Below are 21990 nucleotides of genomic sequence, written 5' to 3'. Positions count from 1 at the left end.
ACGATGCACGTAAAAACAGGCGACAAAGTTATTGTCATTAGCGGTAAAGATAAAGGTAAACAGGGAACTGTTTTAAAAGCTATCCCTAGAGAAGAACGTGTGGTAGTTGAAGGAGTAAATATGGTTAAGAAACACCAAAAACCTTCTCAATTAAATCCAGACGGAGGGATTTTAGAAACAGAAGCAGCAATTCACGTTTCTAACGTTATGCACGTTGATCCTGATTCAGGTGAACGCACTAGAATCCGTTATGAAGAAAAAGACGGAAAGAAAATTAGAGTAGCAGTTAAATCAGGTAAAGAAATTAAATAAGGTAACTCGGAAGGAGGACACATTTCGTGATTCGTTTAAAAGATAAATACAACGAGACAATCAAAGATGAACTCGTTAAAAAGTTTGAATACAGCTCTGTAATGCAAGCACCTAAAATCGATAAAATCGTAATCAACATGGGTGTTGGTGAAGCTGTACAAAACGCTAAAGTATTAGACACTGCTGTAGAAGAATTAACAGCAATTGCTGGTCAAAAACCACAAATTACAAAAGCAAAAAAATCAGTAGCAACATTCCGTTTACGTGAAGGTATGCCAATCGGTGCAAAAGTAACTTTACGTGGCGACAGAATGTATGATTTCTTAGATAAACTTATCTCAGTATCATTACCACGTGTGAGAGACTTCAGAGGTGTATCTAAAAAAGCATTCGACGGTCGTGGGAACTACACTTTAGGTGTTAAAGAACAAATCATCTTCCCAGAGATCGATTACGATAAAGTAACAAAAGTAAGAGGTATGGATATCGTTATTGTTACAACAGCAAACACAGACGAAGAGGCTCGTGAACTGTTAACACAATTTGGTATGCCATTCAAAAAGTAAAAAGGAGGCATATTCATGGCTAAAAAATCAATGATTGCGAAACAACAAAAACCGCAAAAATTCAAAGTAAGAGAATATACACGTTGTGAAAGATGTGGACGTCCACACTCAGTACTTCGCAAATTTAAACTTTGCCGTATCTGTTTCCGTGAACTCGCATATAAAGGTCAACTTCCAGGCGTCAAAAAGGCGAGCTGGTAATTCTATATAAATTGAAGGGAGGCATATTTTAGATGACTATATCAGATCCAATTGCAGATATGCTAACACGCATTAGAAATGCGAACATTGTTAAACATGAATCATTAGAGATTCCAGCGTCAAACATCAAAAGAGATATCGCTGAAATCCTTAAAAATGAAGGTTTCATCAAAAACGTAGAATATGTGGAGGATGACAAGCAAAATATCATCCGCGTGTTCTTAAAATATAGTGAAAATGGCGAAAGAGTAATTACTGGACTTAAAAGAATTTCTAAACCAGGACTTCGCGTATACGCTAAAAAAGATGAATTACCAAAAGTACTTAACGGTTTAGGTGTTGCTTTAATTTCAACATCTGAAGGTGTAATTACAGATAAAGAAGCTCGTAACAAAAACGTTGGTGGAGAAGTACTCGCTTACGTTTGGTAATAACAATTAGGAGGTGCAAACATGAGCCGAATTGGTAACCGTATTATTGAAATTCCATCTGGCGTTACAGTAGACGTTGATGGATCTACATTTACAGTTAAAGGACCGAAAGGTGAACTTAAAAAGACTTTAAATGATGACTTAACTTATAAAATGGAAGACAACACAATCGTCGTTGAGCGTCCAAACGATTCAATCGCGATGCGTTCGATTCACGGAACAACACGTTCTTTACTAAACAACATGGTCGAAGGTGTATCACAAGGTTTTGTTAAAGAATTAGAATTAATCGGTGTTGGTTACCGTGCACAAATGCAAGGTAAGAAACTTGTATTAAACGTTGGACTTTCTCACCCAGTTGAATTCGAATCATCAGATACACTTTCAATTTCAGTTGACGGAAACACAAAACTTAAAATTGAAGGTATCGACAAAGAAGAAGTTGGAGCATTAGCTTCAAACATTCGTAAGGTACGTCCGCCTGAGCCGTACAAAGGTAAAGGTATTCGTTACAAAGATGAGTACGTTCGTCGTAAAGAAGGTAAAACTGGTAAATAATTAAATAAGTGAGGAGGAACATAAATGATTTCTAAAATCGATAAAAATGCGGTACGTCGTAAAAGACACTTACGTGTACGTAAAAACATTTCAGGAACACCTGAAAGACCACGTCTTAACGTATACCGTTCTAATAAAAATATCTATGCACAACTTATCGATGATGTGAACTATAAAACATTAGCAAGTGCTTCAACACAAGATAAAGACTTCAGCGGTAAAAATGGTTCTAACAAAGAAGCAGCTGCAGAAGTTGGTAAATTAATTGCTGAACGTGGTAAAGCAGCGGGCGTCGAAACAGTTGTATTCGACCGCGGAGGTTATTTATATCACGGACGTGTAGCTGCATTAGCAGAATCTGCACGTGAAAACGGACTTAAGTTTTAATTGAAGGAGGCGAAACAATAAAATGGCTCGTAATCGTAGAGAAGAAAAACAAGAATTTGAAGAACGCGTAGTAACGATCAACCGTATCGCGAAAGTAGTTAAAGGTGGTAGACGTTTCCGTTTCTCTGCTTTAGTAGTAGTAGGGGACAGAAAAGGTCGCGTAGGATTCGGTCAAGGTAAAGCACAAGAGGTGCCAGAAGCAATCAAAAAAGCAATTGAAGCTGCTAAGAAAAACCTTGTTGAAGTACCAATCGTAGACGGAACTATTCCACACGAAATCAACGGACGCTTCAGCTCTGGTCACGTATTCATGAAACCAGCTGCTCCAGGTACTGGGGTTATCGCAGGTGGACCGGTACGTGCGGTGTTAGAGTTAGCAGGTGTTACAGACGTATTAAGTAAATCGATCGGAACAAGTACTCCAGTAAACGTAGTACGTGCGACGATGACAGGTTTAGAAGAACTTAAAAACGTTGAAGACGTAGCTAGACTGCGTGGAAAAACTGTAGAAGAAATCTTAAATTAAGGGGGAGTATTCAAGATGGCTAAAGTTAAAGTTACCCTCGTAAGAAGTGTTATCGGTAGACCGGAAACACAAAAGAAGACAGTCGCTTCACTCGGTCTAAAGAAAATTAATTCTTCAATCGAGCTTGAAGATACTGCTCAATTAAGAGGACAAGTAGAAAAAGTTAAACACTTAGTTAAAGTAGAGAATATTTAATAAGTAATATAAAATAGGAGGTGCAACAATGAAATTACACGAACTTAAACCAGTTGAGGGCGCACGTAAATCACGTAAACGTGTTGGACGTGGTATGTCATCAGGTCATGGTAAAACTTCTGGCCGTGGACATAAAGGACAAAACGCTCGTACAGGTGGTGGCGTAGGATTAGTATTCGAAGGTGGTCAATTACCACTATTCCGTGCGATTCCTAAACGTGGTTTCACAAATATTAACCGTAAAAGTTATTCAGTCGTTAACATTAGCGATTTAAATAAATTTGATGCTGGAACTGTAGTTACACCTGAATTACTCGTTGAGTCAGGATTAGTTAAAAAGAATGTAGCAATTAAAATTCTTGGTAACGGAGAACTCAATGTTAAGTTAACTGTTCAAGCACACAAGTTTTCTGCTACGGCTAAAGAAGCGATTGAGGCTCAAGGCGGCACTGTAGAGGTGATCTAATGATCAGCAACGTTGTCAATTTCTTTAAGATCAAAGAAATCAGGCAGAAGATTGTATTTACACTTGCAATGCTTGTAATATTTAAAATTGGTACGTATATACCAGTTCCTGGCGTAGATCCGAGTGTGTTTGACACACAAGCTCAAGGTGGCGTACTAGACGTCATGAACACATTCGGTGGTGGGGCACTTAAAAACTTCTCTATTTTTGCAATGGGGATTATGCCTTACATCACTGCGTCAATCGTTACGCAGTTATTGCAAATGGACGTTGTACCAAAGTTTGCTGAATGGGCGCGACAAGGTGAAGTCGGACGACGTAAAATTGCTCAGTTTACGCGTTACTTTACAATCGTTTTAGCATTTATTCAGTCAATTGGTATGTCATTTGCATTCAACCAAATGTTTGGTGGTACGTTAATTAGTGATAACTCAGTTGGTTCATACCTAATTATCGCTATCGTACTTACAACAGGTACTGCGTTTCTATTATGGCTTGGTGAACAAATCACTGAAAAAGGTGTAGGTAACGGTATTTCTATCATTATCTTCGCTGGTATTTTAGGATCATTACCAAGTGCATTAATTCAATTTTATGAACAACAATTTGTTGGCGCACAAGACAATACGATGGCTGTGTTAACAGTAGTTGGTATGGTTGTTGGTTTATTACTTCTTACTGCATTTGCGGTTTACGTTTTACAAGCGATTCGTAAAATTCCGATTCAATATGCAAGAGGTAAAGGTCGTCAAGCAATGCTTGCACCACAAGCAACTTTCTTACCGCTAAAAGTTAACCCTGCAGGAGTTATCCCAGTTATCTTTGCGATGGCATTCTTAATGTTACCGCAATCTATATCACTATTTTTCCAAGATAAAGAATGGGCAATTAAATTTGCTGAAGCTGCGAATCCAGCGTCTAATATCGGATTAGTGATTTACATCATTCTCATCATCTTGTTTGCGTACTTCTATGCGTTTGTACAAGTAAACCCTGAGAAGATGGCAGATAACTTAAAAAACCAAGGCAGTTACATTCCTGGTATTCGTCCAGGTAAAAACACGCAGACTTACATTACAAATGTTTTATATAGACTCGTATTTGTAGGTTCAATATTCTTAGCGTTTATTGCAGTGTTACCAATACTGCTAACTCGATTAATGGATTTACCACAAACGATTCAGATCGGTGGTACAAGCCTACTCATCGTTATCGGGGTTGCGCTAGAAACTATGAAACAACTCGAAGCTCAAGCAGGACAAAGAGAGTACAGAGGGTTTAGACGCAATAGGTAAACACGTATAGATTAGTAGGAGGATATTCATGAATATCGTAATTATGGGATTGCCTGGAGCAGGTAAAGGTACACAGGCTACTGAAATCATTAAAAAATACCCAATTCCACATATTTCTACTGGTGATATGTTCCGTTTAGCAATTAAAAACGAAACTGAACTCGGTAAAGAAGCAAAATCTTACATGGATCGTGGAGAACTCGTTCCAGATGAAGTAACGATTGGAATTGTAAGAGAAAGATTATCTGAAAGTGATGCTAAAGAAGGTTTCTTATTAGATGGTTTCCCAAGAACTGTCTCACAAGCAGAAGCTTTAAATGAAATCATGGCTGATCTTGGCACTCAGATTGATAGCACATTATATATCGATGTTCCTGAAGAGGAACTCATGAACCGCCTAACAGGTCGACGTATCTGTGAGGTATGCGGCACGGTATATCACTTAGTGTTTAACCCGCCGAAAAAAGACGGTGTATGTGATCTTGAAGGTGGTAAATTATACCAACGAGAAGATGACAACCCAGAAACGGTTCAAAAAAGATTAAGTGTAAACATCAAGCAAACGAAACCACTACTTGATTTCTATGAGAAACAAGGTATTTTATCTAAAGTAGATGGTGCGAGAGATATCGATGAAGTGTTTGCTGATGTCGAAAAGATACTCGAAACACTTTAATATTCACCTTGAGTCTTTAGGTGAATATCTCATCAGTCCTTAAATATAAGTGGTTTCACCTGAAGACAAGCAAAACAAAGAGTTTAAACTGTAAAGGAGGAATATAAAGTGAGTAAAGAGGGCGTTATTGAATTAGAAGGTCTTGTAAAAGAGACATTACCAAACGCACAGTTCAAAGTAGAACTTGAAAACGGCCATGAGATTACAGCTCATGTGTCTGGTAAAATTCGTATGAACTATATTCGAATCCTTCCTGGAGATAAAGTAACAGTTGAAATGTCACCGTATGACTTAACTAAAGGAAGAATCACTTATCGTTTTAAATAAGGACTCCAATTATTAAGGAGGTAACAAAATGAAAGTTAGACCATCAGTAAAACCAATTTGCGAAAAATGTAAAGTCATTCGTCGTAAAGGAAAAGTAATGGTAATTTGTGAGAATCCTAAGCATAAACAAAGACAAGGATAATAAATAACGGAGGTGTAAATAATGGCTCGTATAGCAGGAGTTGACATTCCACGTAATAAACGTGTAGTAATCTCATTAACTTATATTTACGGTATCGGTAAATCGAGATCTTCTGAAATTCTTAAAGAAGCAGGCGTTAACGAAGACAGGCGTGTACAAGACTTAACAGAAGATGAGTTAAACAAAATTCGTGAAGTTGTAGACAACTACAAACTTGAAGGTGACTTACGCCGTGATGAAAACTTAGACGTTAAACGTCTTTTAGAAATCGCATCATACAGAGGTATCCGTCACCGTCGTGGCTTACCAGTTCGTGGTCAAAAGACTAAGAACAACGCGAGAACGCGTAAAGGTCCTAAGAAAACAATCGCGAACAAGAAGAAGTAATTAACAAGTAAGGGAGGAGTATTATAAATGGCTCGTAATCAATCACGTACATCACGTAAACGTAGAGTGAAGAAAAATGTTGAATCAGGAATTGCACACATTCGTTCAACATTCAACAATACAATTGTAACGATCACGGATGATTTCGGAAACGCACTATCATGGTCATCTGCTGGTGCATTAGGATTTAAAGGTTCTAAGAAATCTACTCCATTCGCAGCACAAATGGCTTCTGAAACTGCTTCTAAAGCGGCAATGGAACACGGTCTTAAAACTGTAGAAGTAACAGTAAAAGGACCTGGTGCAGGACGTGAATCTGCAATTCGTGCATTACAATCAGCTGGATTAGAGATTACATCTATTAAAGACGTAACTCCAGTTCCACACAACGGTTGTCGTCCACCAAAACGTCGTCGTGTATAATTAACGATGATAAAACACATTGCGCAATTAAACGGCGGTAATAGGGAGGAAAAAGTAAACAATGATTGAAATCGAAAAACCTAGAATTGAAACAGTAGAACTAACGGAAGATTCTAAGTTTGGTAAGTTTGTTGTAGAGCCTCTAGAAAGAGGATATGGAACAACGCTTGGGAACTCCTTACGTCGCATTCTTTTATCATCTTTACCTGGTGCGGCAGTAAAGACAGTCGAATTCGAAAACGTACTACATGAATTCTCAACAATTGAGAACGTCATCGAAGATGTTACAACGATCATCACAAACATTAAAAGTTTAGCGTTAAAAATCTATTCAGAAGAAGATAAAACGTTAGAAATTGATGTTACAGACGAAGGTGTTGTAACTGCAGGAGATATTATCCACGACAGTGACGTTGAGATTTTAAACCCAGAGTTAAAAATCGCAACCGTAGCAAAAGGTGGAGTCCTAAGAGTACGCATGATTGCTGGACGCGGACGAGGTTATGCTTTATCTGAAGCGAACAACAAAAGCGACCTACCAATCGGAGTAATTCCAGTAGACTCTATTTACACACCAGTAAAACGTGTCAACTACACAGTAGAAAGTACACGTGTCGGTCAAAATGCGAACTTCGATAAGTTAACATTAGATGTATGGACAGACGGATCAATTACACCGCTTGAATCTATTTCACTTGGTGCAAAAATCTTAACTGAACATTTAAACATCTTTGTCGACTTAACAGACGAAGCGCAAAATGCTGAAATTATGGTGGAAAAAGAAGAAGACCAAAAAGAAAAAGTACTTGAAATGTCTATCGAAGAACTCGACTTATCTGTACGTTCTTACAACTGCTTAAAACGTGCAGGCATTAACTCAGTTCAAGAGTTAACAGAGAAAACAGAAGCAGACATGATGAAAGTACGTAATCTAGGACGTAAGTCTTTAGACGAAGTTAAAAATAAATTAGATGACCTTGGATTAGAATTACGCCAAGAAGATTAATTAAAGAGGAGGTATAAGAATGGCTTACAGAAAACTCGGTCGCGACTCAGCACACAGAAAATCTATGCTTAGAAACCTTGCGACATCATTAATCGTTGAAGAACGCATCGTTACAACAGAAAAGCGTGCTAAAGAGCTACGTAAAGTTGTAGATCGTCTTGTAACTTTAGGTAAGCGTGGAGACGTAGCATCTAGACGTCGTGCTGCTGAAACGGTACAAAACGTTACGTTAGTAAACGAAGATGGTTCAACAACAACTGCATTACAAAAATTATTTGATGATATCGCACCTCGTTTTGAAGAACGTCAAGGTGGATACACAAGCATTAAAAAACTTGGTGAGCGTCGTGGAGACGGTGCAGAACAAGTGATTATTGAATTTGTTGAGGGTGCTTAAACCTCTTATTAAAGCAGTATGAGTGTTACGATAGATTTACTTCTGTCTAGCTCTTAAGTATCCTGCAAAACTATGAATTGCGCGACTCTTTTGCAGGGTACGCGCTTTTTTATTTAACTATTTTAAAGAAGGTGGAAATATGATTTCACTTAAAAATGTTTCATACAAATATAGCCACAGCAGTCGATACGCATTAAATCATATTTCTATCGACTTTAAAAAATCAGAATTTGTGTCGATTATCGGACATAACGGTTCTGGTAAAAGTACGTTAGTAAAAATCATAATGGGTATACTCACTCCAACTGAAGGGGATGTGTATATCGATGGAGAAAAAGTGACAGAAGACAATTTCCAAGACATTCGCGAAAAATTTGCGATTGTGTTTCAAAATCCGGATAACCAGTTTGTCGGAGCAACAGTCGAAGATGATGTTGCGTTTGGGTTAGAAAATCGTGGTGTTCCACATGAAACAATGAAAGATAAAGTTGAATCTGCTTTAAGGGAAGTCGGTATGTGGGAGTTTAGAACACATGAACCCCATCGTCTTTCTGGTGGTCAAAAGCAACGTGTTGCGATTGCTGGAGCGCTTGTGACGGACCCAGACGTGTTAATTATGGATGAATCGACGTCGATGTTAGACCCGACTGGTAGAAGGGATATTTTTTCTTTACTTAAAAACATACATAAAACGAGAGAGACGACGATCATTTACATTACGCATGACTTAACTGAAATTGAAGACAGTGATTACGCATATGTGATGCGTGATGGTAAAATTCGTAGCGAAGGTCAAGTGTATGAAATCTATCAAGACACGGATGTGTTAAAAGAGAGTAATTTAGTGCTTCCATTTAATATTGAGTTGTCCGAAGCGTTAATGAACGGAGAATATATGTCATACGAAGAGTTGGTGGAACGTCTATGAATATAAGTCTAGAGAACGTGACATTAGTCTACCAAAGGAAAACACCATTTGAATTTAAAGCGTTAAATAACATCACGACACAATTTGAACAAGGTAAATTTTACGGTGTCATCGGACATACAGGTAGTGGGAAGTCAACGCTCGTACAAATGTTAAACGGACTTATTTTACCAACAGAAGGAGAAGTCAATGTCGGTGACCATGTATTAACTAGAAAAGCGAAATATAAAATCATTCACGACGTTAAAAAACGTGTTGGGATCGTCTTTCAGTTCCCTGAACACCAGCTGTTCGATGAAACCGTCCTTAAAGACGTCTCATTTGGACCGATGAATATGGGAAAGTCTAAAGAAGAAGCAGAAGCGATATCTAAAAAATATTTAGAACTGCTAAACGTTGATGAATCATTATTTGATCAGTCACCGTTTGATTTATCTGGTGGGCAAATGCGTAAAATTGCGCTCGCAGGTATACTATCGATGGAACCAGACGTACTTATATTAGACGAACCAACGGCAGGACTAGACCCACTCAGCCATATTAAAACGATGGAGTTATTTAAATCGTTACACGAAACGCTCGGGATTACAGTCATACTCGTCACGCACGATATGAACGACGTGTTTAACTATACTGATGAGGTGAAAGTACTCTCTAAAGGACATCTCGTCGCTGAAGGGAATACGCATGAACTCTTACAAGATGAAGCACTCTTAAAAGAGTATCAACTAGAAGTTCCAAACGTCGTACGCCTCGTTCATGATTTACGTAAAAAAGGATATACGTTAGACGAAATGCCTCAAAACATACAGTCATTCATACGTATGTATAAGGGGGTATTCGATGTTTGATTCGATGCTACTTGGTCGTTATATTCCTGGAGATAGTGTCATTCATAAACTCGATGCACGCGCGAAATTAATCGCGACGGCACTATTTATGATTATCGTTTTTTTTGCGAATAACTTAGTGACGTACTTACTTTTAATTGCCTTTGTACTCATCGTTTTAAAGCTCGCAAAACTCGGTATTATGTTCGTATTAAACGGACTTAAGATTATACTCGTACTACTCATATTTACGTTTTTAATGCACCTATTCTTAACAAAAGGTGGTCCGGTACTCGTCGATGCTAAAATATTTACGATTGAGTTAGAAGGGTTGATCAGAGGTTTATATATATCAACGAGACTCATCATGCTCGTCATCGTAACGACGATTATGACACTGACGACAAGTCCGATTTCATTAACGGACGGCTTAGAAAAACTCGCATCACCGTTAAAAATGTTTAAAGTACCTGTCCATGAAATCGCGATGATGACGTCGATTAGTTTAAGATTTATACCGACGTTAATGGATGAGACAGACAAAATTATAAAAGCACAATCATCTAGAGGATCGACATTTATGACAGGTCCAGTAAAAGACCGTATAAAAGCACTCATTCCTATCGTCATACCGCTATTTATATCTGCGTTTCAAAGAGCAGAAGATATGGCAGTTGCAATGGAAGTAAGAGGCTATAAGGGAGACGAAGGACGTACGCACTACCGGCTCCTTATATGGCATAAAAGAGACACGATTGCGCTTATTATATTAGTACTATTTGGAGTACTACTGTGGGTGTTAAGAACATGACACGTATATTATTAAAAATAACGTATAACGGTAAAGAGTTTGATGGGTGGCAGTATCAGCAAAACCGTCGTACTGTTCAAGGTGAAATTGAACGTGCATTAAAATCTGTACACCGTGAATTTATAAGAATTCACCCAGCGTCACGTACAGATAAGCACGTTCATGCACTTGAACAATACGCACACTTTGACACGACACTCGATATCGATCCTGAGAAGTGGTCGTTTATATTAAACAACAAACTTTCAGGAGACATCCGTATTATAGAGTCAAAAGAGATCGACCCGGAGTATCACGTAAGGTATCATTCGAAAGGAAAAGTATACCGGTACAAAATGTACTTCGGAGAACCATCTCCTTTTAAATACGGGTTAGAAACACATGTGAAAGATGAATTAAACATCGACAGAATGCGTGAAGCGGCCGAGTACTTTATCGGTACACATGACTTTACAAGTTTCTCGAGTGCAAAAACTGTCATTGAAAACAAAGTGAGACATATATACAAACTCGATATAATCGAGACAACAAATGGGTTAGAAATCGTCATTATGGGGTCGGGTTTTTTATATAACATGGTGCGAATTATCGTATCTTATTTACTTGAAGTTGGTAAAGGTAATAGAAATCCGGAATCTACAAAAGAAAACATTGAAAACAAAGACCGAACGCAAAATCCAAAAGTTGCACCAGCAGGTGGGTTATATTTAGAGCGTATATTTTTAACAGAAGAAGAACAAGGCGATTATTTAAAAGAAAACACGTGATACCGTTGACTTTTAACGTAAAGGTGCGTTATAATTACTAACGGTATAAATTTATATCACACACTGATAAGCCCCGGAACTTATCTTTTGTAAGATATAACATGAACAATTAAATTAGAAAATTAGAAACTTTTTTTATTTTGGAGGGCAAAACAATGCGTCAAACATTTATGGCTAACGAGTCAAACATTGAGCGTAAATGGTACGTAATTGATGCTGAAGGACAAACATTAGGTCGTCTTTCAACAGAAGTTGCATCAATCTTACGTGGTAAACATAAACCAACATACACGCCACACGTTGACACTGGTGACTACGTGATCATCATCAACGCTGGTAAAGTTGAATTAACAGGAAACAAATTAAGTCAAAAAGTATACTACAGACACACTGGTCACCCAGGTGGAATTAAAGAAGTAACAGCTGGAGAGTTAAGAGAAACTTACCCAGTTCGTTTAATCGAAAAATCTGTAAAAGGTATGCTACCTAAAAACTCTTTAGGTGACAAACAACTTAGCAAATTATTCGTATATGAAGCAGACACGCATCCACATGCGGCACAACAACCTGAAAACTACGAGTTACGTGGTTAAGGATTAGGAGGTAAACACATTGGCTAAAGTAGAATATAGAGGAACTGGACGTCGTAAAAAGTCAATCGCACGTGTACGTCTTGTACCAGGTGAAGGTAACGTAACGATCAACAATCGTGACATGAGAGAATACCTTCCATTTGAAAGCTTAATCTTAGACTTAAACCAACCATTCGCTGTTACTGAAACAGAAGGTAACTATGATGTATTAGTAAACGTACACGGTGGTGGATTCACAGGACAAGCTCAAGCAATCCGTCACGGAATTGCGCGTGCATTATTAGAAGCAAACCCTGAACACCGCGCTGAATTAAAACGTGCTGGTCTCTTAACACGTGACCCACGTATGAAAGAGCGTATGAAACCAGGTCTTAAGAAAGCTCGTAAAGCACCACAATTCTCTAAACGTTAATATCCCTTTTTATCAAGGGTTACAAGCACTTCTCGAAAAAATTCGAGAGGTGCTTTTTTGTTTTGTGATAGAAAATAATACCCCTTTAATACCCTTTTATGAAATTAATTTAAAAATCGATGTGATTTTGAAACTTTTTAGCTAATCTTTTTCTAGATGAAGTAGTTATATTAGTGTAAATATCCATTGTAGTTTTAATGTCACTGTGACCTAATCTTGATTGTACTTCTTTAATAGTCGCACCTGCTTCAAACAATAGTGAAGCATGAGTGTGTCTAAACCCATGAACTTTAATTCTGTGTATATCTTGATGTCTTTTTAAAAAGGCATCTAATTTATCATTTGGGGTAGACACTCTCATGTAATTCATTTTATGGAGCTTTTGATGATAAGTAGTAAATATTGGTTGTTGATAATCACTATTGATTTTAAAACCAAATTCTTCATAATACAATAAAAATAAAATAATTAGTATATCGAAAACTACATCAATAATATGTGATTGTAAGAAAGCGTTTGCATTTTTTGATTATTTGTATAATATTGAATTTAATCCATTAGAAAGGAGAGAAAGGTCATGAAGTTAGAACTCAAATTGGATGTTGAGAAAGTAAAAGTTGAAAAACCTACTAAAGGTTCGGCTTATACATCTTATTCATCATGTTCATGCGTTAATCCGCCATGCCCAATCCGTCCGTAAGGTAAAACGGGCTTTGGTCTGGATTATGCGGAATAAATACATCATTGATTTTATTAAACTCTTTTAATGATCTTGAAGATGTCATTTCCGATTTGCAGCAAGTAATAGAGAATGAGTGTGAAAATTTTTTTAATTATCTGGAATCTAAAGATTGTCAAGAAATAAATTATGGAGATTTTGATTTGTTTAGCGGTTTAACTGGTATTTTAAAGTATTTGTTATATTCAAATCAAAAAAACATATTAAAAGATATAAAACTTTTAGAAAGAGGAAAAAATATATTTATAAATTTTATAAATGATGAATGTTTAGACGGAAAGCAAAAGTTTTTTATTTCAAACAAAAATATGATTGGGAATCTAAAAAACAGCTTTAAAGAAGGGGGCATAATTTTAGGTGCAGCGCATGGGATAGCCAGTTTCATAAGTGTATTAATATCCTTATACCAAAGGGAATTGATTAATGAGCAAATGCTTAAAAAAAGCTTAACTCTTTTACAAAAAGAATATACGTTTACCTTAAATAAAAATAACGCTTTTGTTATTCTGAATAATAATGATTGTAATTATAATTTAGGAGTTAACAATTCGTGGTGTTATGGGTTACCTGGTATATTACCAGCTCTTCTTAAAAGTTTAATTTATTCTAACAATTTAACCCTAAGGGAGGGGGTTAAGAAAAGCTTAGCTACATGGAATCTTAAAGAAATTGGAAATACGATAGATATGAACAGTGACATTTTTTGTCATGGTAAAGCAGGAATACTTTATAGCAGTTTGTTGATAAATGAGTTTAATTTTGAAACAGGTCAGTTACCAAAAATTTTATTTGAAGAATTACTTAAAGATATAGAATATTGCAGTTTTAAAGATACTTCTGAAATCCCAGGGGAGGAATCAATTGTAAAACACGGATTACTAGTAGGCAATCTCGGAGTATATCTTGTATTAATAAGTTATATAAAGAAGGAAAGATTCAAAGCAGATTGGGTATTTTATTGATAATAATCGTAAGGAGGAACAGCCTATGAAAAATATGCTTAAAACTTTTTTAAAAGTTGAAGCTAAAAATATCAAGTTTAAAGCGGCTTTTATTATTTTACTATTTACGATTGTTGGATGTATCTTCTATCTAGATAGAGCTTCATTTAATGATTTGGAAGAAAGTGCTGCGGGCGAAGTCATTGCAATGAATTCGGCACTAGATCAATTTAGAAAAGTCGATGCAACGGACACGGAACAATCATCTCCTATTTATCGCAATCTGATTCAACAAACAAGTCATCTTGGAACTCGTACCCTCGGAATGAAATTTAATGATAGTGATACTATAATAGAAGGCTCTCTTGCACTCGCAAAAGAGCGTCAAAACATATATCAGTTAAGGGGTTTTAAAGAAATAGAAGAATATATCCCTTCAACACGCAAGAACCAATTAGATCTGGTGAAATATCAAACACTTGAGAAGGAAAATAGAAGTGTTTACATAAAAAATAATAATTTACCTTCTTATATTCTTCTCGTCATTACAACATTTGGATATTTTTGGTATTTATATTGTGGGATATTAAGTTCTGATATTTTAATTAACGACGATAGACATAGTTCTATTGTTAATAATTATCCGTACAGTATTGGACAAAAATTACTATCTAAAACTGTGAACTATATTTTATTATTAGTAAGCTTTCTAACTGGTGGCATTATCTTATCGATGATTTTAGGGCTAATCAAGTATAATGCTGATTTTAGTTATCCTATTGCTATACTCGGAACGAAGTATCAAACAGTTGATGTAATGACATTTATATTAATCAGTTGGGGATATTTAGTTATATTAACAATCACAGCAGTATTAGTTTCAATTCTCTTAAACTATTTCATCAAAAATATTTACATTATTATTTTTATTCATATGGGATTCTTTTTTCTAGGGGGATTATCCAGTATATTTTCGAGGTTTACGTGGATGCTACCATATCATTATCTAAATTATACAAACGTTTTTAATGGTATTGTTGCTGAAACAACAAATCCTATACAAGCAAATATTCTATTTGGCGGACTGTCTTTAATGATTACATGCATATTCCTTGTCGTATTTATTTATATTCGTTTCCATCTATCAAGTACGAACATAAGAAAGAAAGAGGTGTGATAGTATGGGGTACATCCAATGGGAGTTAAAAGATTTTTTAAGAAACAAGAAAAATCTTTTGATTTACGTATTATTTTTTTCAGTCAGTCTCTATTATGCTTTCTTTCAATCAAGTGATTACAAACCCATCGAACGTGTTAATGAGTCTGAGATTTTGACGCGTTATGAAGATCAAAAAGAATTTCTAGATAATGTAGAAGTTGGAGAAGGAACTCATCCTATGACAGCCTTTGCTGCACATGTATTTCCAGAATTAAATCAATATGATAAGGGAAGACTAGATGCTTTAAAGGATAAAGATTATACAAAGTATTCAAAAATGACGTCCAATTGGTATCGTTACATGGATGAAATTATTTATTTTAACGAATTTGATAGTTTGAGATACAATCCAAAATACTATTCATATGGAAATCGATTCGCAAAATATGATGGGCATTACGGATATAATGTGTCTGCAACAGAATATCAAGCTTATGCAAAAGCAGATTATCCACTTTCAATTGATATATTTAATAAACAAACAGCACTTCAAACGCTAGAACGCTTATTAAATCAAGGACTAATTAGCATTTTACTCGTACTAACGTTTTTATTAACAAATGATATTGTTACAAAAGATAGACTCTATCCTTCTATTGTAGAGGGGTTTCCAATATCGTCATTTAAAAAGTTATTGTACAAAAGCCTCGTAGCATTCATAGGAACATTATTTCTACTTATTCTCATGGTTCCGGCATTTATTTTAATTGGGATTAAGAATGGATTTGGTAATTTAAAATTACCAGTAGTTGTATATGATTTTGAATTTCTAAATCTAGGAAACTTTTATACTATTTCGATGGGACACTACCTAGTTCAAGTATTCTCATTATTTTTAATATGGGTCGGAATTATTATTGGACTAGTTATCTTGTCCAGTATTCTATTTAAAAATGAATATGTAAATTTAATATTCATCTCAGTTCTATTTATAGGAAGTGCTTATTTACAGCGTGGGACGATGATTAATGAATATGTTAGCTATTTTTTCACAACATATGCAGATATTGGCAATATCGTTATAGGAAAGTCAAATTATCTTTATTATTTAGATACACCATCGTTTAAATTTGGTGTATTGATTCTAGGATTAACACTATTAGTTATTATCTTAATAGATATTATATTGGTTAAATTCACGAAAAAGTTGACGTAAGGAGGAATATAAATGATTCAAATAGAAGACATAATTGTACAATTTGGAGACCGAAAAGTTTTAAATAATATAAGTGCTACATTTAATGATGGAGAGATTATCGGGTTAGTTGCGCCAAACGGGACGGGAAAGTCAACGTTACTGAATGTTTTGATGAATTATTTACCTCCGACTTCTGGAAAAGTTATTATTGGGGAATCTTTAGAGTATACAAGTAAAAGTAGAGAAGCCTTAATAAGAAAGCATATTACTATGATGGCAGATCAGAGTGATTTGTATCCACACTTAAGTGGGATAGATCATTTAAAGATTTATGCAGATATGTGGAAAGAGACTTCTATAGATCCAAGCAAAGTTGTAGAAAGACTGAAAATGGGACATTATGTTAATAATAAAACGAGAACTTACTCACTCGGAATGAAACAGCGACTATGTTTCGCAATGCAAATGGTCGCAAACACTAAATATATGTTGATGGATGAAGTGATGAATGGCTTGGATCCGGATAATGTGGAACTCATTTCGAAATTATTGGAAGAAAAAAAGAGAGAAGGCAAAGTCATTTTAATTGCTTCTCACTTACTCGAGAATTTAGAGAAGTATGCAGATCGCATTCTTTTCTTAAATAATGGACATTTTGTTTATGAAAGAGATTATAACAAGATAAATAATGAAGATTATTATTTAAAATTTTCTTCAAGACAAAATGAAGATATTGTTAGGGACATTCATAAAGAATATCCTAAGATTAACCTGAAAGAATTAAGTAATGAACGTCTTATTGTGAAAGTTAATGAACTATCACAACAAGAAATAGAATACCTAAAAAACATCATTACAGAAAAATATAAATTGAGCTATATTATCGGTCCATTAGATTTATTAGATCATTATAGTATTGAATATAATTCATAATCGTTTTACTAATGTAGAGATTTTAAAACTCTATTTCTTATAATGAGCTTTAAATAGTGCTATTAAAATAGTTTTGTAATAAATAGTAACTGCCGACCAGCATAAATTTTAATACCTAATTAATACCCTTTGTTGAAACAGTACGAAATTATATGATGTTAATAATCGATAGAAACATTGTTATATCAAGGATAATGAAATCTATGATTTAATACGGAAACTCAAAAATTATTGAGCGTAAAAAATCAGGTCTTAAGAAAGCACGTAAATCACCACAATTCTCTAAACGTTAATATGCTTGTTATATCAATGTTTACAGCACTCTTTGGATTATTCCAAAGAGTGCTTTTTTGCATTTTTATTTATAGATTCAGTTACCTTTTAGTTACCCCTAGGGGAACAGTTTTGTTTGTAAACTGTTTAAAATCCAATTATGTGAAACTGTATGAGAGCATATGAAATGACCTGGTTTTTCTCTGGGATTCATACATAAGTAAACATGTAATATTATTCAAAAGTATAAAGTGAAGAATATAATTAATTATTTCTACGGTTCATATAACAAGAACTTTTAGTTTATAATTAAATTATTAAGAGTAAAAGTGGGTGATGTGCATTGAAAGAACAAGATATCTTAGAGTTAATCAAATTCGGAGAACATAGTCAGCTAGAATGTAAACTTGGTAAGGGTGAATTACCAAAAGATATTTGGTCCACATACTCAGCGTTTGCTAATACTGGAATGTCAACAGTTTATTAGACACTTTTCATGTGTAAATTTTTAAACGCCACAGGCGTTAAATAATGTAATGAAGAATGTGGTCTAAAACTGTTGTACCAATTCACATAATCAAATAATTCGGTTTCTAACTGGTTCAAGTTTTCAAATTTCATTTGTTTTACAAATTCAGTTTTTATTGCTTTCATCGTTGCTTCTGCAACGGCGTTATCATAAGGACAGCCTTTTGTACTTAATGATCTTTTGATGTTAAATGTTTTTAATACTTCATCTATCAATTTGTTGTCGAATTCTTTACCTCTATCTGTATGGAATAATTCTATTTGTTCTAAATTATGATTAATTGTACTCATTGCTTTCGTCACTAAATGGGCGTCTTTATTTTTACCTGCACTGTAACCAACGATTTCTCTATTGAAGAGATCAATAAATAAACATATGTAATGCCATGTTCCTGCGACTTTAACATACGTTAAATCACTGACTAAAACTTCTAATGGATGTTCCTTTGTAAATGAACGATTCAAGTGGTTTTTTATTAATTTTTCATTTATTTCTTTCTGATGATTTTTATATTTAGCTTTTGTATAAACTGAAATTAAATTATATTTTTTCATAATACGACCTATTTTTCGTCTAGATACAATAATACCTAATTTATTTAACTCATTTTTAATTCGTCTTGTACCAAAGCTCTTTCTATTTGAGTTAAAAGTACTAACAATAGTTTTTTCTAATTCTGAATCATCATTCTTTAGTTTATTTGGAGTTCGTTTTATTGAATCATAATAAGTGCTTCTTGGTATTTTTAGGACTTTGCACATTGCTGATACAGAATATTGATGTGCATTCTGTTGAATGACTTCTATTTTCGTCCCATGATCAGCGCTGCTTGCTTTAAAATATCATTTTCCATCTTTAATTGTTGATTTTCTTTACGCAATTTTCGGAGCTCTTTTTCTTCATAGGTTAGATTATCAGCAGCATTAAACGAACCACTATTTTGATGATTCTTAATCCATTTATCTAACGCCGAAGGTGTTAAATCATATTCTCTAACAATATCAGATTTAGATTTTCCATTTTCAAATAATCGTACCATTTGAAGTTTAAATTCTGGTGTAAATGTTCTTCTAGCTCTAGCCATAAATAAATCGCCTACTTTCTTAATTTAACAATAAATCCCCTCAGGGGAGTTGTCCAATTAAGTGTAGACGATTCAATGAGTGCATTATTTTATCAAACTACACTCATTGTATTATAATTATGAATGTTTGCCTATAAGACTCAAATTCTAATAAGAGTGAAGTGCTACATAAAAAATTAGGATTTCATTGAAGAAAAAATCATATACAAATTTAGTTTGCTGAATTGTTTAATTGCACTTGACTTATTTTATTATATTAATAATATCAGTTCTAACGGCCATATTAATTGTAATATTATTTTTTTGTAGATGAATCTCTTGTAACACTCCAGTTTAGAATTATATTGTCTGTTGCTGATAGAATTTATTAGTATCACTTTCATAAAAATAATTAGTTTCCTTTCTTTTTGTTACAATAACTCACAACCGTCATGTATAACTCAGAATTCTGGTAAATATTCTTAACACTTTTTTGTTTGTAATATACTTAATAAAGCGTGTTAAATATAGTGTGCCACTCTGGGAGGGGACTGCTCATTATTGTGATGCTAAGAATAATACCGATGGATTTTAAGCGAATCATTTTATAATCTCTTTAATTATGATATTATATAAGTATATAAATCAGAATTTTCAATTTTTTTAAAATTATATTATTAAGGAGTTGTTATCAATCTTTAATTTTTATTATCTCATCAGCAGTATCATTTATCTCATCATTATAACTTTCGCTCATTATTTATCGCCAGAAGGTATAAAACCTTCATTTTTCATACCGGTTACAATAATTTTTATGTTAATTACTTTATTTCTACACAACAAAAAAAAGTATTAGAGAAGGGGTAAAAATATATGGAAAAATTATTTTATCTTTTATGACTTTGAGCATTATTATCATAACTTTTTTACAACCAATTAGTATGGCTAAAACAAATGAAAACGATGATTTAGCAAAAAGATTATTCTTAAGAGAAGTAGAAACACATTCTATTTTCAAAGAATATGAAAGCCAAATGTTATCTACAGATCCATACATATTTAATGATTTATTAGATGAAAACGAACAAAAGAAAGGTTATTTAGCACAATATGAAGTCGAACTAGTAAGCGATCAACAAACTATTGAAAACACAGAAGAAGGCGAAATTTATCTAGAAACCACAATAACTTCTCTTTTAACATTTTTATATAACGAAGAAGAGAATGTCATGGAAGTACTATTGATTGATTATTCATATATAGAATTAGAAGAAAATATATATCTAAGAAATCTAACAAGTGATACTGTCGATGTAATATCAGTATCTGAAACACAAAATGAAGAATTAGCAGAAATCGTAAATGAAATAGAAACTAATCAACAAAAAACAATGGCACAAGCTTCTCAAGAGATAGCATCTGGCAATATCCCTGACAAATCAGAAGAAATGAGTCCAAGATATCGTCCTGGTTGTAGCTATTGGATTTGCCAACAATATATATCTGGTGGCGGAGATTATAGTGGTAACTGTGCAATGCTTGCTGGTACAGCCTGTGCATTCATAGGCGCTTTCACAAAAGTGGGGAGTTTAATATGTTACGGAACTAACTTAATAGGTTGTTATGTACCTAAATATAAAGTTTGTGCAAGAGGCTACTGGGAAACTAAAAACTGTCCAATTCAAATATAACTATTTTATTCCAATTTCCTTTTGGTGTGAACCAACGGCGACCTTAAAAACACAAAAGCTGTCGATAGGCAAAATTGATATCTCACTGTATTGAGCTGCACCCCTAAAGTTGGACACTAAAATCCAACTTTAGGGGTGTTTTTGTATGAAGAGTAAACAACACAGTTTTGAAATTAAAGTAAAACTGATTAATGATTATTTAAATAAGGAAGGTGAATATCAATATCTAGACGAGAAATATATATTTCATTTTAAAAACTAATAATTCGTGTTATAATGTAATTAAGACTTAGAATATTGTTCATGAGGAACACAAAACCCATCGGTAGTTGGTACCGATGGGTTTTTTTGTGCCTAAATTTACGGCAACTGTCTACTTGTTGTGATGCGTGTCTAGTTAACGCTCTATCAATAGCAAGATGACACCGACAATAATTGGTGCTACAAACATGCTTAGAATATTGTAAATCATGAGGTCCACCCTTTTTGGGGCAATTGCCACTTTTGATTATAGCTATATAAGATATGTATAGGCAATTCGCAACATTAGACTTAAAACAGCTATAAAGCTGTGCATCATGAATTAGGAGAAGTACCTATGTATTTTGACATACCTTCAAAATCCGAACATGTGAAAGATTGGAACGATTTACTGATTAAGAGAGAGGGAGAATCTTATTCAGATTTTGAAAAATCAAAACCATTATTTAAAAATCAATATTTACACAAACAAAGAGAAAGTGATATGGAGATGGAATAGAATATATTTTTTATTCATGATATTTATCATACGAAATAATCTTAAATTTCAAGTTTAAGTTAGCCACT

At 34.4% G+C, this 21990-nt stretch carries 32 protein-coding genes; 30 read left to right on the top strand and 2 right to left on the bottom strand.

Annotated elements, in window-relative coordinates; translation table 11 throughout:
* Positions 1-3: 3 nt before the first annotated feature.
* The 23 genes from rplX to rpsI (HMPREF2767_RS03090) all read left to right on the top strand — a co-directional run bounded on the left by rplX (position 4) and on the right by rpsI (HMPREF2767_RS03090) (position 12636).
* Positions 4-312, top strand: a complete 309-nt coding sequence (gene rplX, locus HMPREF2767_RS03200) for a 50S ribosomal protein L24 (RefSeq protein ID WP_068129209.1) — start codon at positions 4-6, stop codon at positions 310-312.
* Between the two features lie 26 nt (positions 313-338).
* Complete coding sequence (gene rplE / locus HMPREF2767_RS03195; protein ID WP_040929579.1) at positions 339-878, top strand: 50S ribosomal protein L5; 540 nt, start codon at positions 339-341, stop codon at positions 876-878.
* 15 nt (positions 879-893) lie between these two features.
* The gene (locus tag HMPREF2767_RS03190) at positions 894-1079 is read left to right on the top strand and encodes a type Z 30S ribosomal protein S14 (protein WP_040929578.1); all 186 of its coding nucleotides are present in this window, start codon (positions 894-896) and stop codon (positions 1077-1079) included.
* 32 nt (positions 1080-1111) lie between these two features.
* Positions 1112-1510, top strand: a complete 399-nt coding sequence (gene rpsH / locus HMPREF2767_RS03185; protein WP_040929577.1) for a 30S ribosomal protein S8 — start codon at positions 1112-1114, stop codon at positions 1508-1510.
* A 21-nt stretch (positions 1511-1531) separates the two neighbouring features.
* The gene (gene rplF / locus HMPREF2767_RS03180; protein ID WP_070622604.1) at positions 1532-2068 is read left to right on the top strand and encodes a 50S ribosomal protein L6; all 537 of its coding nucleotides are present in this window, start codon (positions 1532-1534) and stop codon (positions 2066-2068) included.
* Positions 2069-2092: 24 nt separating this feature from the next.
* Positions 2093-2455, top strand: a complete 363-nt coding sequence (gene rplR, locus HMPREF2767_RS03175; protein WP_040929575.1) for a 50S ribosomal protein L18 — start codon at positions 2093-2095, stop codon at positions 2453-2455.
* A 22-nt stretch (positions 2456-2477) separates the two neighbouring features.
* The gene (gene rpsE, locus HMPREF2767_RS03170; RefSeq protein ID WP_040929574.1) at positions 2478-2981 is read left to right on the top strand and encodes a 30S ribosomal protein S5; all 504 of its coding nucleotides are present in this window, start codon (positions 2478-2480) and stop codon (positions 2979-2981) included.
* 15 nt (positions 2982-2996) lie between these two features.
* Complete coding sequence (rpmD, locus tag HMPREF2767_RS03165) at positions 2997-3176, top strand: 50S ribosomal protein L30 (RefSeq protein ID WP_040929573.1); 180 nt, start codon at positions 2997-2999, stop codon at positions 3174-3176.
* 28 nt (positions 3177-3204) lie between these two features.
* Positions 3205-3642 (top strand): 50S ribosomal protein L15, encoded by a 438-nt coding sequence (rplO, locus tag HMPREF2767_RS03160; protein ID WP_068129213.1) that lies wholly within the window; start codon positions 3205-3207, stop codon positions 3640-3642.
* Positions 3642-4937, top strand: a complete 1296-nt coding sequence (gene secY / locus HMPREF2767_RS03155; protein WP_068129215.1) for a preprotein translocase subunit SecY — start codon at positions 3642-3644, stop codon at positions 4935-4937. The genes rplO and secY overlap by 1 nt, the downstream gene beginning before the upstream one ends.
* A gap of 28 nt (positions 4938-4965) precedes the next feature.
* Positions 4966-5613 (top strand): adenylate kinase, encoded by a 648-nt coding sequence (locus HMPREF2767_RS03150; protein ID WP_070622603.1) that lies wholly within the window; start codon positions 4966-4968, stop codon positions 5611-5613.
* A gap of 108 nt (positions 5614-5721) precedes the next feature.
* Entirely contained in the window at positions 5722-5940 is a 219-nt protein-coding gene (gene infA, locus HMPREF2767_RS03145) for a translation initiation factor IF-1 (RefSeq protein ID WP_040929569.1), read from the top strand.
* 28 nt (positions 5941-5968) lie between these two features.
* Complete coding sequence (gene rpmJ / locus HMPREF2767_RS03140; RefSeq protein WP_029091518.1) at positions 5969-6082, top strand: 50S ribosomal protein L36; 114 nt, start codon at positions 5969-5971, stop codon at positions 6080-6082.
* 21 nt (positions 6083-6103) lie between these two features.
* Positions 6104-6469 carry a 30S ribosomal protein S13 gene (rpsM, locus tag HMPREF2767_RS03135; RefSeq protein WP_070622602.1) on the top strand — a complete coding sequence of 122 codons (366 nt, stop codon included), beginning with the start codon at positions 6104-6106 and terminating at the stop codon, positions 6467-6469.
* A 27-nt stretch (positions 6470-6496) separates the two neighbouring features.
* Positions 6497-6892, top strand: a complete 396-nt coding sequence (gene rpsK / locus HMPREF2767_RS03130) for a 30S ribosomal protein S11 (protein WP_068129219.1) — start codon at positions 6497-6499, stop codon at positions 6890-6892.
* A gap of 61 nt (positions 6893-6953) precedes the next feature.
* Entirely contained in the window at positions 6954-7898 is a 945-nt protein-coding gene (locus HMPREF2767_RS03125; RefSeq protein ID WP_068129220.1) for a DNA-directed RNA polymerase subunit alpha, read from the top strand.
* Between the two features lie 19 nt (positions 7899-7917).
* Entirely contained in the window at positions 7918-8295 is a 378-nt protein-coding gene (rplQ, locus tag HMPREF2767_RS03120) for a 50S ribosomal protein L17 (protein WP_040929565.1), read from the top strand.
* Positions 8296-8434: 139 nt separating this feature from the next.
* Positions 8435-9223: an energy-coupling factor transporter ATPase gene (locus tag HMPREF2767_RS03115; protein WP_070622601.1), complete on the top strand. Its 789-nt coding sequence runs from the start codon at positions 8435-8437 to the stop codon at positions 9221-9223.
* Complete coding sequence (locus tag HMPREF2767_RS03110; RefSeq protein ID WP_070622600.1) at positions 9220-10074, top strand: energy-coupling factor transporter ATPase; 855 nt, start codon at positions 9220-9222, stop codon at positions 10072-10074. The genes HMPREF2767_RS03115 and HMPREF2767_RS03110 overlap by 4 nt, the downstream gene beginning before the upstream one ends.
* Positions 10067-10864: an energy-coupling factor transporter transmembrane component T family protein gene (locus tag HMPREF2767_RS03105; RefSeq protein WP_070622599.1), complete on the top strand. Its 798-nt coding sequence runs from the start codon at positions 10067-10069 to the stop codon at positions 10862-10864. Before HMPREF2767_RS03110 ends, HMPREF2767_RS03105 begins: the two co-directional genes overlap by 8 nt.
* Positions 10861-11631, top strand: a complete 771-nt coding sequence (truA, locus tag HMPREF2767_RS03100; protein ID WP_070622598.1) for a tRNA pseudouridine(38-40) synthase TruA — start codon at positions 10861-10863, stop codon at positions 11629-11631. The genes HMPREF2767_RS03105 and truA overlap by 4 nt, the downstream gene beginning before the upstream one ends.
* A gap of 155 nt (positions 11632-11786) precedes the next feature.
* Positions 11787-12224: a 50S ribosomal protein L13 gene (gene rplM / locus HMPREF2767_RS03095; protein WP_040929560.1), complete on the top strand. Its 438-nt coding sequence runs from the start codon at positions 11787-11789 to the stop codon at positions 12222-12224.
* Between the two features lie 19 nt (positions 12225-12243).
* Positions 12244-12636 (top strand): 30S ribosomal protein S9, encoded by a 393-nt coding sequence (gene rpsI / locus HMPREF2767_RS03090; RefSeq protein ID WP_040929559.1) that lies wholly within the window; start codon positions 12244-12246, stop codon positions 12634-12636.
* A gap of 109 nt (positions 12637-12745) precedes the next feature.
* Here the strand turns inward: rpsI (HMPREF2767_RS03090) and HMPREF2767_RS03085 are convergent, their stop codons facing one another.
* The gene (locus tag HMPREF2767_RS03085; RefSeq protein ID WP_070622597.1) at positions 12746-13090 is read right to left on the bottom strand and encodes a tyrosine-type recombinase/integrase; all 345 of its coding nucleotides are present in this window, start codon (positions 13088-13090) and stop codon (positions 12746-12748) included.
* Between the two features lie 290 nt (positions 13091-13380).
* On the opposite strand from HMPREF2767_RS03085, the gene HMPREF2767_RS03080 reads away from it, so the two are divergent.
* The 5 genes from HMPREF2767_RS03080 to rpsI (HMPREF2767_RS08930) all read left to right on the top strand — a co-directional run bounded on the left by HMPREF2767_RS03080 (position 13381) and on the right by rpsI (HMPREF2767_RS08930) (position 17899).
* Positions 13381-14337: a lanthionine synthetase LanC family protein gene (locus HMPREF2767_RS03080; RefSeq protein WP_070622596.1), complete on the top strand. Its 957-nt coding sequence runs from the start codon at positions 13381-13383 to the stop codon at positions 14335-14337.
* A 25-nt stretch (positions 14338-14362) separates the two neighbouring features.
* Positions 14363-15493 (top strand): hypothetical protein, encoded by a 1131-nt coding sequence (locus tag HMPREF2767_RS03075; RefSeq protein WP_070622595.1) that lies wholly within the window; start codon positions 14363-14365, stop codon positions 15491-15493.
* A gap of 4 nt (positions 15494-15497) precedes the next feature.
* The gene (locus tag HMPREF2767_RS03070) at positions 15498-16691 is read left to right on the top strand and encodes a tetratricopeptide repeat protein (protein ID WP_070622594.1); all 1194 of its coding nucleotides are present in this window, start codon (positions 15498-15500) and stop codon (positions 16689-16691) included.
* A 12-nt stretch (positions 16692-16703) separates the two neighbouring features.
* Complete coding sequence (locus HMPREF2767_RS03065) at positions 16704-17606, top strand: ABC transporter ATP-binding protein (protein ID WP_070622593.1); 903 nt, start codon at positions 16704-16706, stop codon at positions 17604-17606.
* Positions 17607-17833: 227 nt separating this feature from the next.
* On the top strand, positions 17834-17899 hold the full coding sequence (rpsI, locus tag HMPREF2767_RS08930) for a 30S ribosomal protein S9 (protein ID WP_083302051.1): 66 nt from the start codon (positions 17834-17836) through the stop codon (positions 17897-17899).
* Between the two features lie 463 nt (positions 17900-18362).
* Here rpsI (HMPREF2767_RS08930) and HMPREF2767_RS03060 read toward each other — a convergent pair.
* A protein-coding gene (locus tag HMPREF2767_RS03060; RefSeq protein ID WP_148128996.1) for an IS3 family transposase occupies positions 18363-19492 on the bottom strand; the annotation gives its coding sequence in 2 pieces (ribosomal slippage) (positions 18363-19246 and positions 19246-19492; 1131 coding nt in all).
* A gap of 920 nt (positions 19493-20412) precedes the next feature.
* Here HMPREF2767_RS03060 and HMPREF2767_RS03050 point away from each other — a divergent pair.
* Complete coding sequence (locus tag HMPREF2767_RS03050) at positions 20413-21162, top strand: hypothetical protein (RefSeq protein ID WP_148128995.1); 750 nt, start codon at positions 20413-20415, stop codon at positions 21160-21162.
* A 598-nt stretch (positions 21163-21760) separates the two neighbouring features.
* A complete protein-coding gene (locus HMPREF2767_RS08735) occupies positions 21761-21922 on the top strand; it encodes a hypothetical protein (protein ID WP_168162116.1) in 162 nt (53 codons plus the stop codon).
* The last annotated feature ends 68 nt before the right edge of the window (positions 21923-21990 follow it).

This window comes from Nosocomiicoccus sp. HMSC067E10 (genome assembly GCF_001810835.1).
Classification (GTDB): Bacteria; Bacillota; Bacilli; order Staphylococcales; family Salinicoccaceae; genus Nosocomiicoccus; species Nosocomiicoccus ampullae_A.
The sequence above is the reverse complement of the archived record's forward strand: the minus strand, read 5'-3'. Positions and strand labels throughout refer to the sequence as shown.